The organism is Gallintestinimicrobium propionicum (genome assembly GCF_025567525.1).
In the GTDB taxonomy this organism is placed as follows: Bacteria; Bacillota; Clostridia; order Lachnospirales; family Lachnospiraceae; genus Gallintestinimicrobium; species Gallintestinimicrobium propionicum.
The window spans coordinates 71964-85732 of record NZ_JAOQJY010000004.1 but is presented as its reverse complement, the minus strand read 5'-3'; the positions used below and the strand labels follow the sequence as shown (position 1 = coordinate 85732).

Sequence of the window (13769 nt, the reverse complement as noted above, 5' to 3'; positions counted from 1 at the left end):
AGGCGGACAGGAGGACAAAAGAATGGCAGCAGTAGCAGAACTCATCAGAACAGAAGCAGACGGAAAGATCAGCTTCGGTAATCATCTTCTGCAGGAAAAGAGCAAGAAGGAGGGCTTTGAGGCTGGCGGCGATGAGTACAAGGTAAAGACTTTTAAAGAGATTACCAAGCTGGAAAGAAACGGCATGTTTGTCTATGAATCTGTGCCCGGCACGAGCGTAGAGCATTTTGCGGAGAGCGAAAATGGCGTCAGCTTCACGGTAGAGGGCACAGAGGACGCGCAGATCACACTCGGTCTGGAGGAAGATACGGAATATGATGTGAAAATCAACGGTGAGGATGCGGGCAGAATGCGCACGAACCTTGGCGGAAAGCTGAATGTGAGCGTGGAGCTTGCTGGAATCGGAGAAGTAAAGGTAGAAATTTCAAAATAAATGGCAACCAAAATAAAAACCAGATTTTTCTGTCAGGAATGCGGCTATGAAACGGCAAAATGGCTGGGGCAGTGTCCGGGCTGTAAGGCGTGGAACTCCCTCGTAGAGGAACCGGTTTCCGTGTCCGCAGGCGGAAAAGAGAAAAAGCAGGTGCTGTCCGGGGTGCAGAGCGCTCCGGCGGTGCTGAATGAAATTTCGATGGAAGAGGAAAGACGCACGGAAACCGGGATGGGAGAGCTCGACCGGGTACTGGGCGGCGGAATCGTTACCGGCTCGCTGACGCTGGTCGGCGGCGACCCGGGTATCGGCAAATCGACGCTTCTTTTGCAGATGTGCAGGAACCTTTCGTTAAAAAAGCAGCACATTTTGTATGTATCAGGCGAGGAATCCTTACGCCAGATCAAAATGCGCGCGATGCGGATCGGCGATTTTTCGGACACGCTGGAGCTGTTCTGTGAGACGAACCTGAATCGGATTGAGGAGGTAATCCAGCAGAAAAAGCCTCAGATCGTCATCATTGACTCCATCCAGACGATGTACAATGAAGCGGTCAGCGCGGCGCCCGGCAGCGTGTCGCAGGTGCGCGAATCGACTGGTGTTTTGCTGCGGCTGGCAAAAGGGCTCGGTATTTCGATTTTTATCGTCGGCCATGTGACCAAAGAGGGAACGGTTGCAGGTCCCAGAGTGCTCGAGCATATGGTGGATACGGTGTTGTATTTTGAGGGCGACCGACATGCATCTTATCGAATCCTTCGGGGTGTCAAGAACCGTTTTGGCTCAACCGATGAGATCGGTGTGTTTGAGATGCGCCAAGAGGGGCTGACAGAGGTGTTAAACCCGTCGGAATTCATGTTAAATGGCAGACCTGCCGGCGCGAGCGGCTCGGTCGTCTCCTGCTCAATGGAGGGGACTCGTCCGATGCTCACGGAGATTCAGGCGCTCGTCTGCCACAGCAATTTTGGCATTCCACGCCGTCAGACGACCGGAACGGATTTTAACCGCGTCAATTTGCTGATGGCGGTATTGGAAAAACGGCTTGGCATGCAGATCGGGGGGTGTGATGCTTACGTCAATCTGGCGGGCGGCATTCGGATTACAGAGCCTGCCATCGATCTTGGAATCGTGATGGCAATCATGTCGAGCTTCAAAAACAGCCCCGTCCCGGAGGGCGTTGTCGCCTTCGGGGAAGTGGGCCTGAGCGGGGAAGTACGCGCCGTTTCGATGGCGGAGCAGAGAGTGAGGGAGGCGCAGAAGCTCGGTTTCACAACCTGTATCCTCCCCCAGGTCTGTCTCGAAAAAATGCCGAAAATTTCCGGCATCCGATTAGTCGGTGTCCGCAGTGTTGCCGACGCCGCGCGGGAGCTGTAAGAACGCCCTACAGCGGCTGGTTGGGATAACCCGGAAAATAAAACGGAAGGGTCGCACCCGGAACAGGATATACCGCGATCTTGTCGTCGAACAGATTTTTTTCAGACGGCGCTTCGTCGTTTTTGGAAACCGGATTGACACCGTCGGGAGAGAGGATGCAGTCATCCGCAAGGTCAGAAGGACGGTCTGATTCTGGAATTACAGGATACATGACAAAAACCTCCTTTTCATTGTTGGATTTAAAAAGCGATAGGAAAGCTTTTGGGATCAGTATATATCTTTTTTGGGGAAAATATTCTATTGTTACAGTTCACTCGTACCGTTTGGGGGCAGATTTCATGCTCGCATGAAAATCTGCTTACAAAAAGGTACGAGTGAACTGCAAGGTATATTTTGAAAAAGTAGTTGACAAAAGATACAGTGGTGCGATACAATATGATCAAGTTGAGAAGTTATCAACCCACAAAATCAGGCAGGATGTTTTCCGCAAGGAGGATGTCCTGCCATCCCCCCACAAAGATTCGATACCTGCTGATTTCGTGTCAGCAGGTTTTTTATTTGTTCATGACAATAGAATGCTCACAGAGCGTGCATTCTATTGTTGCATAAGAAAGTTCGTTTCTATACAATAAAAAACGCTCCGCGAGGATGCACACTCGACGCAAGGGTAGATGGTTGCCGAAGCAACCGCGCCTCGGCGCAAAAATATACTAAGGCACATTCTTTTTATATTTTATATGGAGAATACGAATGAAAAAAACGGTTTTAAAGGAAAATAATTCCTGCAGAATGCAGTGTATCGCAGAAGAAAATCTGGAACAGGAAATGGACAGCCAGGTAGAGCCGTTTCTGAAACAGGTTCAGATTTGCGGGTGGATGGAGGTCGCGCCCGAAGGCAGTGAATCGCAGGAGCGTGATGCGGCATCGGCAGACAGCACATCGCAAAAGTCCGAGAACGCACCAGAAGACGGTGTGGCTCAGAAAAAAACAGCTAAGACGGGCGGTCTGTATTATGAACTGTATCCGCAGGAGACACAAAAAGGGACGATCGTGATCAGCTATGGCTTTACAGAGTCCTGCCTGAAATATCATGAATTGATTTACTATTTTTATCTGCAGGGATATCAGGTGGCGATTATGGATCACAGAGGGCATGGAAAATCCATGCGTGAAGTGGAAGATCACACAATTGTACACATTGGATTGTTTTCCCGATATGTAAAAGATCTGCACCGGTTCGTCAAAACAGTGGTGAAGCCGATGGCAAAAGATCTGCCGCTGTATCTGTACGCACATTCCATGGGCGGCTGTATCGGCGCATTTTATCTGGAGCAGTACCCTGAGGATTTTGCCAAAGCGGTTCTGAATGCACCGATGTTGGGAGTAAATCTGGGCGGCGTGCCGTCATGGGCAGCGCGGGTGCTGTGTGATTTTAAAGTGTTCGGAGGCAATGGGAAGGATCGTCTGCTCACACAGGGCACTTTTGATCCGGAAGAGTCTTTTGCGGATGCGTCCTGCAGCTCCGAAGCGCGCCATGATTATTATATGAAAAAGCGGCGGGAGGATGAAAGCTGCCAGACCTCTTCGGGAAGCTATGAATGGGGCAGGGAAGCGATCAATGCCGGAAAATTTGTCATCAGCAAAAAGCAGGCGAAAAAGGTGAAGACGCCGGTGCTTTTATTTCAGGCGGGAAAAGATACGCTCGTAACGCCCGGAGCACAAAAAGAGTTTATCAAGAGGATCCCAGATGGACAGCTGGTGGTTGTGCCCGATATCCGGCATGAAATTTACCGCGCGCCAAACAGCGTCCTGCAGCCGTATCTGGAAATGATTTTTGAATTTTATGACAGTGGGGAAAAAGTCCTGTAAAAAAGGAGAACCGGCAGAAGTTTTGCTTTCCTGCCGACGATATGAAAGCAAGACTTGTTGCGTATTGACCGCCGGGGTGGTATGATAGAAGAAATGCAGACGGGCATAGTTTGCACAGTTTTGAGCGAAATGGAGATTAGAATGGAACAGTTAGCAATTTTTGGCGGGGAGCCGGTTCGGAAGACACCGATTTCCTATGGGCACCAGTATATTGATGATGCGGACATAGAAGCGGTTGCAAATGTGCTGCGCAGCGATGCGCTTACCTGTGGACCGAAGGTGACAGAGCTGGAGAAGCGTTTGTGCGAAGTAACCGGGGCAAACTATGTCGTTATGGTCAGCAACGGAACGGCGGCGCTGCATCTGGCTGCGATGGCGGCGGGCATTACGAAAGGGGATGAGGTAATCGTAACCCCCCTGACGTTTGCTGCTTCCGCCAACTGCATTTTGTATTGCGGCGGAACGCCGGTATTTGCTGATGTAAAGCGTGACACCTACAACATCGACCCGGAGAGCATCCGCAGCCATATCACAGAAAAGACCAAAGCTGTCGTTGCGGTGGATTTTACCGGTCAGGCAGTGGAGCTGGATGAGATCCGTCAGATCTGCAAGGAGCATAATCTGATGCTGATCGAGGATGCGGCGCATGCGATCGGCACACAGTATAAAAATAAAAAAGTCGGCAGCATCGCAGATTTTACAACCTTCAGTTTTCATCCGGTCAAAACCGTAACAGCCGGAGAAGGCGGCGCGATTGCGACCAACGATGAGAAGCTGTATCACAGGCTGCTTCGGCTGCGCTCTCACGGAATTACGAGAAATCCGGATGAGATGGTACATCCGACCGATGCGAAGTGGTACAATGAACAGGTTGAGCTCGGCTATAACTATCGGATGACAGATTTTCAGGCGGCGCTTTTGCTCAGCCAGTTAGACAAGCTGGACCGTTTTATCGAAAGAAGAACTCAGATTGTAAAACGCTACAACGAAGCATTTGCAGAGTGCCCGGAGCTTGTGCTGCAGCGGGAGATCCCGGAGTCAAAGACGGCACGCCATTTGTATGTCATTCAGTTAAACCCTGAGCTGCTGACCTGCACCAGAAGAGAGTTTTTCGATGCGTTGTATGCGGAAAATGTGCATGTACAGGTGCACTATCTGCCGGTTTACTGGCATTCCTATTATGAAAAGCTGGGCTATCCCAAGGGACTGTGCCCGAATGCGGAGTACCTGTATGAGCATGTGATGAGCATCCCGCTCTTTTACAGCATGACAGACGAGGACGTGGAAAGCGTCATCACTGCGATTAAAAAAGTGCTCGCTTATTACAGGAGATAGATTGGAGAACGAACATGAAGAAATTTTTGGAGCTCATTTCCGAAGAGATGGGAAAAGGCTTTGAAGCTGCAGGTTATGAGGCACAGTTGGGACGCGTAACCGTGTCCAACCGTCCCGATCTGTGCGAATATCAGTGTAACGGCGCGATGGCGGGCGCAAAAAAATACCATAAAGCCCCGATCATGATCGCCAACGACGTAGCGGAAAAGCTGACGGACAGCGCAGTATTTTCTGAAGTATCTGCGGTTGCGCCCGGATTTTTGAACCTGAAAGTAAAGGACAGTTTTGTCTGTGAATATTTAAAGGAGATGGCTGCAGCGGAGAAGTTTGGCGTAGAGCCTCCCGAAAAGAAAAAAACCATCGTTGTCGATTACGGCGGTCCCAACGTTGCAAAGCCGCTCCACGTCGGTCATCTGCGCTCCGCAGTCATCGGCGAAAGCATCAAGCGGATCAACCGTTACAAAGGACATAGGGTTATCGGCGATGTCCATCTGGGCGACTGGGGACTGCAGATGGGTCTGATCATTACCGAGTTAAAAGCACGCAAGCCCGAGCTGCCTTATTTTGATGAAAGCTTTACCGGGGAATATCCGCAGGAGGCTCCCTTTACCGTATCTGAGCTGGAAGAAATCTATCCGACAGCGAGCGGCAAGTCCAAAGAAGATCCTGCGTATAAGGAGGCAGCGCTGGAAGCAACGCTGCGCCTGCAAAGCGGTGACCGTGGCTACCGCGCGCTGTGGAAGCATATTATTGCGGTATCTGTAGCCGATCTGAAAAAAAACTATAGCAACCTGGATGTGGAATTTGATCTCTGGAAGGGAGAATCCGATGCAGACCCGCTCATTCCGGGACTGGTAAGTCGTTTAAAAGAATCCGGCCTTGCGTATGAAAGCCAGGGCGCGCTGGTTGTAGATGTTAAAGAGGATACCGATACGAAGGAAATGCCGCCCTGCATCATCTTAAAATCCGATGGCGCGGCGCTGTATGCAACGACAGACCTTGCAACAATCGTGGACCGTATGGAGAATCTGCATGCGGATTCCCTGATCTATCTTGCGGACAAGCGTCAGGAGATGCACTTTGTACAGGTGTTCCGTGTAGCGAAAAAGGCGGGGCTGGTAACACCTGAAACAGAGTTAAAATATGTTGGTTTCGGCACGATGAACGGCAAGGACGGAAAGCCCTTCAAGACGAGAGAGGGCGGCGTTATGCGTCTGGAATACCTGATCCGCGATATTGACGAGGAAATGTACCGTAAGGTATCCGAAAGCCGTCATGATCTGTCTGAGGAAGAGGCAAGAAAGATCGCCAAAATCATCGGTCTTTCCGCAATCAAATACGGAGATCTGTCCAATCAGGCTTCTAAGGACTATATCTTCGATATTGATCGCTTCACTTCCTTCGAGGGAGACACGGGTCCGTATATTCTGTATACAATCGTGCGTATTAAATCGATCCTTGCCAAGTATCAGGAGCAGGGAAAGAGCCTGGAAAACCTGTGCCTGGAGGAGGCGCAGGGCGCTTCCGAAAAAGATCTGATGCGTCAGCTGTGCAGCTTCAATGCAATGATGGACAGTGCCTGTGAGGAAACTGCGCCCCATAAGATCTGCGCGTACATTTATGATCTGGCGAACGCGTTCAACAAGTTTTACCATGAGACAAAGATTCTGGCAGAAGAGGATCAGAAGAAGCAGGCAGGCTGGATTGCACTGCTGAAGCTGACCAAAGAAGTGCTGGAAACCTGCATCGATGTACTGGGCTTCTCCGCACCTGACAGAATGTAAAAATGAAATCCCGCGCCGCAGGCTTCTTAAGTCTGCGGCGGATTGCATAAGCAACATAATTTCACTCAGCCGCTTATGCGTCCTTGCAGAGTGGAATTATCGTATAGAAACGAAGTCTTTTATACGATAAAAAAAGCCGCAGCTGGTTTTTACCAGCTGCGGCTTTTATGTTGTTCGTTTAACCACGCGACAGCTTCCAGACAGCCCTCCTGGGTCAGGGGAAACTGTTTTGTTGTCTTTTGCTCGGCGGGCGTTTTGACAAAGCAGAAGGGCTCTGGCCAGATCGTGACGTCCATACAGTCCCCCTCTTCATTTTTTCCTTTGGAAAGCCGATATCGCATGCCGCAGTAGCTTCCGGTCTGTGCTTCCTTTTTGATATAGTTCACATGAATGATTTCCGGTGAGATCATAGTTTCCTCCAATGGCAGTGCTGCAGTTTTCTGCAGAGCTTAGAAAAACAGCGGGATACCGACCAGTCCAAAGTAGCCGACGGATAAAATTCCGGCGATACTAAGCAGTGTGCGGTAGATTTTTTTCTGGAACAGCTCCGGGACGGTGCTTGCAAGGTATCCGGCGATCAGAATACATGGCAGCAGATAGCGTCCCTGAGCCATGGATTCGATCAGCCAGGAGTTTACAATGGATGCAGCAAGCTCACCCACCATCAGCAGCGTGCAGATAACAAAACGGATTTTGCCCTGCAGATTGTCAGGTTGTCGGAACGTGGCGATTCCGATTCCTGCAAACAGTGTAAGATAGAGCAGCCCCATGCACCAGTAGTACCACGCGCCGGTATCGTGATCCTGTAAAAGTCCGCAAAAGCTCTTGTAGCTCATGGCAAACCAGTCCGGGTTTTCGGCAAAGACGTCAGAAAGCGTATAGCCGCGGCTGTACATATGCCAGGACGGGTTCAGCTCTTCGGTCGGGGTAGACGGATTTTTGTCGTAGTCGGCGTACTGGATGGCGACCGCTTCCTTGACCTGGGATTTTTCCGTACCGTAGTGCGCGATGTCAAAGCCAGCCCGGAATGCAAAGACGGCGAGAAAAACGCCCACAATAATCAGATAATTACGCCAGAGCACTTTTTTCTGTAAGGGGTCTTTCTGCCAGATCAGCCGCAGCAAAAGGACGAAGAAGGACAGCGCCAGAATCGCGAGATAGCACTGCTTTCCGAGGGCGATGTTGCCAAACAAAAGCCCTAAAAGAAGAAAAGCAGGAATATCTCTCCGGCATAATTTTTTCTTTTCTACGGTGCGATAAAGCAGACTCTGCGGGTTGCACAGCAGGCAGGTGATCGCGAAAGCGATGGTAAAATCCAGCGCATCTGCCGTCGTATAGGAAAAAATGTACCAGGACTGGACGCAGATTCCGAGTGCGACCATGAGCCAGTTTTTCTGACGGATATTCCGGACAAAATAAAAGGCGAGGGCAGCAAACAGCAAAAGGTTCGGAACGCGGTAGTAGGCAAGGCTGCAGAACATCGTTTTAAAAAGCAGGGCGATCTTTCCGGCAAGATAAAAGTACCAGGTGTAATTTTCCAGCTTGGTGTAACCGTAGCCGCTATAGGTCTGAGCAACAGCGGGATCCCGCATATCGGGCGGCAGAAAGTGCGTCATGCCGTAATCCAGACAGGCTTTGACGTCCCATTCGTCGGGATGCAGACCGAGGGCAGAAAACAAACCGATGATACAGACGACGAGCAGTGCACCTGCAATCACCGCCGTGCTGATGAGGGCAAACCAGTCAAAGTGCCCGGAGCTGTCCGGCAGGAACAACGTTTTCAGATAAGAAGCGATACCATTGCGGAAAAATAAAAGCACACAGAGCAGCAGCGCGATGGACAGGGCAAGGAAAAAGCGCTGGCGCACATATAAAACGTGGAGCTTTGCAGCCGCATTTTCGGCAGCCTCCCGGATACTGTCAGCAGAAAGCAAAAAGCTGCTGTCGGGATTTTGCGGTGTGAAAACGAGCTCTTCCCCGTTTAACTGCCAGGAGGCGTTGACGGGGAAAGCCTGGGCTTCCAGATCGGCGGCATTCATTGTGAAAAAAGCTTCTCCGTTTAGAAAAAAGCCGACGTGTGTGACGCGATAGGATTCCTGGGTATTCGTCGGGTCAAACCGAAATAAGGTAAGACTACGCAGATCGGGCAGACCGGAAAAGGTGACGATGTTACCGTCCCGGGTTCCATCAGTGGAGTTGTCCTGCGAAAGTTCGTCATTGTCGCTGTAAAAAAGCTGGGACAGGACGGATGTGTCATCGTTTCTCAGATAAAGATCCGCCGACCACGAAAAATGATCCGGCGCTTTCAAAACCCAGATAAACGACGCCAGGAATAAAATCAGGATCGGAAGATAAAGGAATAGATTTTTTCTGGATGTATGCATGAAATGTCCTCTTTCGTTATAAAATAAGCTATTTTCTAACAGTAAGTATAGCGGAATTAAAAAATTTTTCAACTTGAATAGCAATTTGTTGGTGGACTTCGACGAACAAAAATAAGCGATAGTTTAAGAAAGAACGCAGTGCCCGGAACAAATTCGCCGGGATGGGAACACAACAGAGCAAATTTTTCTTGACAGGCAGGGCAGCAGAGAGGACAATTGGGAAAAAGAAGTAGTTTGGTCAGATTTTGCAGGAGGGCAGAACCGGATGCCTGGTATACGATTGCCTTGGGCAAGACTCCTGCAGAATGGGGAGGGTTTCTTTTCATGATTCAGAAAACGAACGTCTGGAAAACAGCGGCGGGTTTGCTGCTTACAATTTCGATGATGATAAGCTCTGTACCGATGACGGCAGCAGCGGCAGAGCCTGCAGCGCAGGCGGAAAGTACAGAAACCTCTGACTACGGTGCGCCGGCATATGGGACGAAAGCGGCGAACCTGCATCGGCTCACCTCACAGGAGCAGGTACAGACGGTTTCCAAAGCGCTGCAGCCAGTCGCAGATGTGGTCGGCGTCATGACGAAATCTCATAACGTATCCGTGATCAATTACAGTGATGTAGATGAACTCGGACTGATCCGCCGGTCGGACGGAAGCGGCGTGGTGCTGGTGATGGACGGCAGCAGAATTTATATTGCGACAGCAGCGCATTGCTTAAAACATAACCATACAGAAGTGATTCTGCCGGACGGAACAAGATGCAGCGCTGCTGTGCTGTATCGCAGCACCGAGACAGACACAGGATTTCTGACGGTGGAATACAGCCAGCTGCCGGAGGAAGTGCTGGGCGGGATTACCCCGGCAGCCGGAACGGACGCGTCCGCGCTTGGAATGAAAACAGGCGACGCACTTGTTGCCGTGAGCTCTCTGGACAGCCCGAGTTCTGCCAGCTGTATCGGCGTTCTGGATCAGCTGTCCGTCATCTATCCGAACAATCCGGGTCAGAATGTGCTGCAGTTCTATTCGGAAACGAGTTACGGTTCAAGCGGCGGCGCGGTTTATACGCAGAATGGGATTTGGGTTGGGAGTATTTCCGGTGGTGATACCTACGGCACCTGCTGGGCAGTTCCCTATGGGGAGATTTTGACAGAATTTCAGAAGTGTCTGATTGAACTGGCAGCGCAGAGCGCTGGCTCGTGATATAATGAGCGCAAGTGAGCGGGAACAGGCGAAGCTTGCTCATCGCGAACGGCGAATGCCGATCATGAACGAAGTTCATGATATAAAGATGCAGCAGAAGCACAGACAGGAGGAAAAGATTGAAAAATAAAATTTTTCAATCGCGAGATTTGTGTCTGCGCACTTGACACAAACTCGACATGCGCAAAAAATGTGTACAGAAATGAGGAAAGCTATGACAGCAGATCTGTATTATGAGACAGCAAGGAAGCTGGTGTTAAAGGACAAAAGAGAGGTTTTTGTGCGGCAGCTGAATGCTGGAGATGCAGAAGCCATGCTGGTTTACTTACAGAAAACAGCACAGGAGACCCATTTTCTGATGCGTCTTCCGGAGGAAGCGGTTTATACGCTGGAGAACGAGCGAAAAATTCTGCAGAATACGAGAGAATCAAAGCAGACATTTATGCTGGGGGCACTGACTCAGGATGGAAGTGTTGTTGGAAATGTGGGTATATTTCCCATCGGGGAACGGTTTAAGGTGCGCCATCGGGCGAGCCTTGGAATTGCAGTAGTTCAGGAATACTGGAATACCGGTCTGGGAACGGTGCTCATAAACGGCGCGATTGATCTGGCGCGCAAGGCTGGCTATGAACAGCTGGAGCTTGGCGTATTTTCGGACAACAGCAGTGCACTCCATTTATATCAGAAGCTGGGATTTCAGGAGGTCGGCAGAATGCCCAATGCCTTCAAGCTCCCGGACGGAAGCTATGCGGATGAAATTATGATGGTGCTGCCCTTCGTAGCTTCCCATGCACAGATTCTCATGCGAGCATGAAATCTGTACCCGGGAAGCTACGAGTGAACTGCTGAAAAGTTACAGTTCACCCGCGCCATTCGCAAAAACGCCTCTGCGAGGCTTTCCGCTGCTACGCAGCTCCTTTTGCTCATAGAATGGCGCTCCCTTCGTAGCTTCCCATGCACAGATTCTCATGCAAGCATGGAATCTGTACCCGGGAAGCTGCGTGTGAACTGTAAAAAAATAAAATTACCCATTGACTTTTTCAGAAACCTTTGATATTATAATCAAGCAGTCGCGAAGAGCGACAAACAATTATGGGGTCTTAGCTCAGCTGGGAGAGCATCTGCCTTACAAGCAGAGGGTCATAGGTTCGAGCCCTATAGGCCCCATATATATTTGTGGCGAGATAGCTCAGTTGGCTAGAGCATGCGGTTCATACCCGCAGTGTCGAGGGTTCGAATCCCCCTCTCGCTATGGTAGAACGCTTCGGAAAAATCCGGAGCGTTTTGTTTTACCAGTTCACAAGCAAAAGGAGCTGCGCCAATGACGCGGTGAACGTTCGGGGAATCACGTGGGCGAACGGATGCGGTGAACTGAGCCGTGCCATAAAAAGCAGCAGAATAAAAACTTGAAAATAACTGTTGACAAATTCTGCATTGTTTTGTATACTAACAAAGTCGGTTGCAGGTGATGCACCTGCAGCAGAAATTATGGGGTCTTAGCTCAGCTGGGAGAGCATCTGCCTTACAAGCAGAGGGTCATAGGTTCGAGCCCTATAGGCCCCATATCTATTTTATGGCGAGATAGCTCAGTTGGCTAGAGCATGCGGTTCATACCCGCAGTGTCGAGGGTTCGAATCCCCCTCTCGCTATGATTGGAACGCTTCGGAGAAATCCGGAGCGTTTTTGTTTTACCAGTTTACTCGCAGCTTTCTGGTTACAGATTCCATGCTTGCATGAGAATCTGTAACCAGAAAGCTGAAAAGAGAGCGCCAATTCATGAGCAAAAGGAGCTGCGTTGTAGCGCAGCGAAAAGCATCGAAGATGCGCTTTTGCGAATGGCGCGAGGAAACTATGTGGATCACGTGATAATGCAGCTTTCGGTAAAATTTAAAAAAAAATGAAAAAGGGAAAGCCAAATCCGGAAAACTGTGTTACACTGGACTTGTTTGTTATCAGTATGAGGAGGAGATAAACGATGGAAAACTTTTTTAAACTGAAAGAACACGGCACCGACGTGAAGACAGAAGTCATCGCCGGTCTCACAACTTTCATGACCATGGCGTATATCCTTGCGGTTAACCCGAGCATCCTCGGCGCAACCGGAATGGATACAGGTGCTATTTTTACAGCAACTGCGCTGGCATCTGCAATCGGCTCTTTCTGTATGGCACTGTTTGCTAACCTGCCCTTCGTACTTTCCGCTGGTATGGGTCTGAATGCTTACTTCGCCTATACGGTTGTCCTGGGCATGGGTTACAGCTGGGAAGTTGCTCTGACTGCAGTATTTGTTGAGGGTATTATCTTTATTATCCTGTCCCTGACAAATGTGCGTGAAGCAATCTTTAATGCGATTCCTGCGAGCCTGAAGGTTGCAGTATCTGTTGGTATTGGTCTGTTCATCACCTTTATTGGTCTGCAGAATGCACATATCGTAGTGGATGGTTCCACACTGGTAGGTCTGTTCTCCTTTAATGGCTCTGTAAAAGCAGGCACCTTCCAGTCCGAAGGCATTACCGTGGTACTGGCACTGATTGGTCTGCTGATCACAGCCTTCCTGGTGATCAAGAACGTAAAGGGCAACATCCTGCTGGGTATCCTGATCACATGGGTACTGGGTATTATCTGTCAGCTGACAGGCTTGTATGTTCCGAATGCAGAAGCTGGTTTCTACAGCCTGATCCCCAGCGGCATCATTTCCGCACCTGCATCTGTTGCACCGACCCTGTTCAAGATGGATTTCTCTGCAATTGCATCTCTGAACTTTGTTGTTGTAGTATTTGCATTCCTGTTTGTTGATATCTTCGACACACTGGGAACTCTGATCGGATGTGCGACAAAGGCAAACATGCTGGACAAAGAAGGCAAGCTGCCTGGCATCAAGGGTGCTCTGATGGCTGACGCTGTAGGTACAACCGTTGGTGCATGCCTGGGTACCTCTACCATCACTACTTTCGTAGAGTCTTCTTCCGGTATTGCAGAAGGCGGCAGAACAGGTCTGACCTCTATTGTTTCCGGATTACTGTTCATCCTGGCACTGTTCTTCTCTCCGATCTTCCTTGCAATTCCTTCCTTTGCAACTGCTCCTGCACTGATCGTTGTTGGTTTCTTCATGATGCAGTCTGTAGCGAAGATCAACTGGAGCGATATGCTGGAAGCAATTCCTGCATTCATCTGCATTTTTGCAATGCCCTTCATGTATTCTATTTCTGAAGGTATTTCGTTCGGCGTTATTTCCTTCGTTGTACTGAATGCAGTAGCTGGTAAGGCAAAAAAGATTACCCCTCTGATGTGGGTACTGGCAGTGCTGTTTATTTTGAAATACATTTTCCTGTAAGATACGGGATTCTTTACTGAAAATCTGAAGCATAATTCATACTGAGAACAACTTCGAAATGATTT

At 49.7% G+C, this 13769-nt stretch carries 12 protein-coding genes and 4 tRNA genes; 13 read left to right on the top strand and 3 right to left on the bottom strand.

Annotated features, from left to right (window positions below; translation table 11 throughout):
• Positions 1-22 precede the first annotated feature (22 nt).
• Both OCV62_RS04455 and radA read left to right on the top strand, forming a co-directional pair.
• A complete protein-coding gene (locus OCV62_RS04455; RefSeq protein WP_117960600.1) occupies positions 23-433 on the top strand; it encodes an endosialidase in 411 nt (136 codons plus the stop codon).
• Positions 434-1801: a DNA repair protein RadA gene (radA, locus tag OCV62_RS04450; protein WP_262585353.1), complete on the top strand. Its 1368-nt coding sequence runs from the start codon at positions 434-436 to the stop codon at positions 1799-1801. It begins immediately after the preceding gene.
• 7 nt (positions 1802-1808) lie between these two features.
• Here the strand turns inward: radA and OCV62_RS04445 are convergent, their stop codons facing one another.
• A complete protein-coding gene (locus OCV62_RS04445; protein WP_262585352.1) occupies positions 1809-2012 on the bottom strand; it encodes a hypothetical protein in 204 nt (67 codons plus the stop codon).
• A 539-nt stretch (positions 2013-2551) separates the two neighbouring features.
• Here OCV62_RS04445 and OCV62_RS04440 point away from each other — a divergent pair.
• From OCV62_RS04440 to argS, 3 genes are all read left to right on the top strand, one after another.
• Complete coding sequence (locus OCV62_RS04440) at positions 2552-3670, top strand: alpha/beta hydrolase (protein ID WP_262585351.1); 1119 nt, start codon at positions 2552-2554, stop codon at positions 3668-3670.
• A 141-nt stretch (positions 3671-3811) separates the two neighbouring features.
• Positions 3812-5005 (top strand): UDP-4-amino-4,6-dideoxy-N-acetyl-beta-L-altrosamine transaminase, encoded by a 1194-nt coding sequence (pseC, locus tag OCV62_RS04435; protein ID WP_118496444.1) that lies wholly within the window; start codon positions 3812-3814, stop codon positions 5003-5005.
• A 14-nt stretch (positions 5006-5019) separates the two neighbouring features.
• Positions 5020-6789 (top strand): arginine--tRNA ligase, encoded by a 1770-nt coding sequence (argS, locus tag OCV62_RS04430; RefSeq protein ID WP_262585348.1) that lies wholly within the window; start codon positions 5020-5022, stop codon positions 6787-6789.
• A gap of 149 nt (positions 6790-6938) precedes the next feature.
• Here the strand turns inward: argS and OCV62_RS04425 are convergent, their stop codons facing one another.
• Positions 6939-7199 (bottom strand): hypothetical protein, encoded by a 261-nt coding sequence (locus OCV62_RS04425; RefSeq protein WP_262585346.1) that lies wholly within the window; start codon positions 7197-7199, stop codon positions 6939-6941.
• Between the two features lie 39 nt (positions 7200-7238).
• Positions 7239-9173, bottom strand: coding sequence for a glycosyltransferase family protein (locus OCV62_RS04420; protein ID WP_262585344.1), 1935 nt, complete (start codon positions 9171-9173; stop codon positions 7239-7241).
• A gap of 324 nt (positions 9174-9497) precedes the next feature.
• Between OCV62_RS04420 and OCV62_RS04415 the strand changes: the two genes are divergently transcribed.
• From OCV62_RS04415 to OCV62_RS04380, 8 genes are all read left to right on the top strand, one after another.
• Entirely contained in the window at positions 9498-10370 is an 873-nt protein-coding gene (locus tag OCV62_RS04415) for a S1 family peptidase (protein WP_262585343.1), read from the top strand.
• 4 nt (positions 10371-10374) lie between these two features.
• Positions 10375-10500: a hypothetical protein gene (locus tag OCV62_RS04410; protein ID WP_262585341.1), complete on the top strand. Its 126-nt coding sequence runs from the start codon at positions 10375-10377 to the stop codon at positions 10498-10500.
• A gap of 72 nt (positions 10501-10572) precedes the next feature.
• Positions 10573-11184 carry a GNAT family N-acetyltransferase gene (locus tag OCV62_RS04405; RefSeq protein ID WP_262585339.1) on the top strand — a complete coding sequence of 204 codons (612 nt, stop codon included), beginning with the start codon at positions 10573-10575 and terminating at the stop codon, positions 11182-11184.
• A gap of 280 nt (positions 11185-11464) precedes the next feature.
• Positions 11465-11537, top strand: a tRNA-Val gene (locus tag OCV62_RS04400).
• Positions 11538-11548: 11 nt separating this feature from the next.
• Positions 11549-11622, top strand: a tRNA-Met gene (locus OCV62_RS04395).
• Between the two features lie 238 nt (positions 11623-11860).
• Positions 11861-11933 (top strand) — tRNA-Val (locus OCV62_RS04390).
• 12 nt (positions 11934-11945) lie between these two features.
• Positions 11946-12019, top strand: a tRNA-Met gene (locus tag OCV62_RS04385).
• 326 nt (positions 12020-12345) lie between these two features.
• Positions 12346-13704, top strand: a complete 1359-nt coding sequence (locus OCV62_RS04380) for an NCS2 family permease (protein ID WP_262585338.1) — start codon at positions 12346-12348, stop codon at positions 13702-13704.
• Positions 13705-13769: the final 65 nt, after the last annotated feature.

Coding starts and splice junctions, on each gene's coding strand:
- OCV62_RS04420 (WP_262585344.1), bottom strand. CDS start 9,173: ATGCATACATCCAGAAAAAATCTATTCCTTTATCTTCCGATCCTGATT.
- OCV62_RS04445 (WP_262585352.1), bottom strand. CDS start 2,012: ATGTATCCTGTAATTCCAGAATCAGACCGTCCTTCTGACCTTGCGGAT.
- OCV62_RS04425 (WP_262585346.1), bottom strand. CDS start 7,199: ATGATCTCACCGGAAATCATTCATGTGAACTATATCAAAAAGGAAGCA.
- OCV62_RS04415 (WP_262585343.1), top strand. CDS start 9,498: ATGATTCAGAAAACGAACGTCTGGAAAACAGCGGCGGGTTTGCTGCTT.
- radA (WP_262585353.1), top strand. CDS start 434: ATGGCAACCAAAATAAAAACCAGATTTTTCTGTCAGGAATGCGGCTAT.
- pseC (WP_118496444.1), top strand. CDS start 3,812: ATGGAACAGTTAGCAATTTTTGGCGGGGAGCCGGTTCGGAAGACACCG.
- argS (WP_262585348.1), top strand. CDS start 5,020: ATGAAGAAATTTTTGGAGCTCATTTCCGAAGAGATGGGAAAAGGCTTT.
- OCV62_RS04455 (WP_117960600.1), top strand. CDS start 23: ATGGCAGCAGTAGCAGAACTCATCAGAACAGAAGCAGACGGAAAGATC.
- OCV62_RS04405 (WP_262585339.1), top strand. CDS start 10,573: ATGAGGAAAGCTATGACAGCAGATCTGTATTATGAGACAGCAAGGAAG.
- OCV62_RS04380 (WP_262585338.1), top strand. CDS start 12,346: ATGGAAAACTTTTTTAAACTGAAAGAACACGGCACCGACGTGAAGACA.
- OCV62_RS04410 (WP_262585341.1), top strand. CDS start 10,375: ATGAGCGCAAGTGAGCGGGAACAGGCGAAGCTTGCTCATCGCGAACGG.
- OCV62_RS04440 (WP_262585351.1), top strand. CDS start 2,552: ATGAAAAAAACGGTTTTAAAGGAAAATAATTCCTGCAGAATGCAGTGT.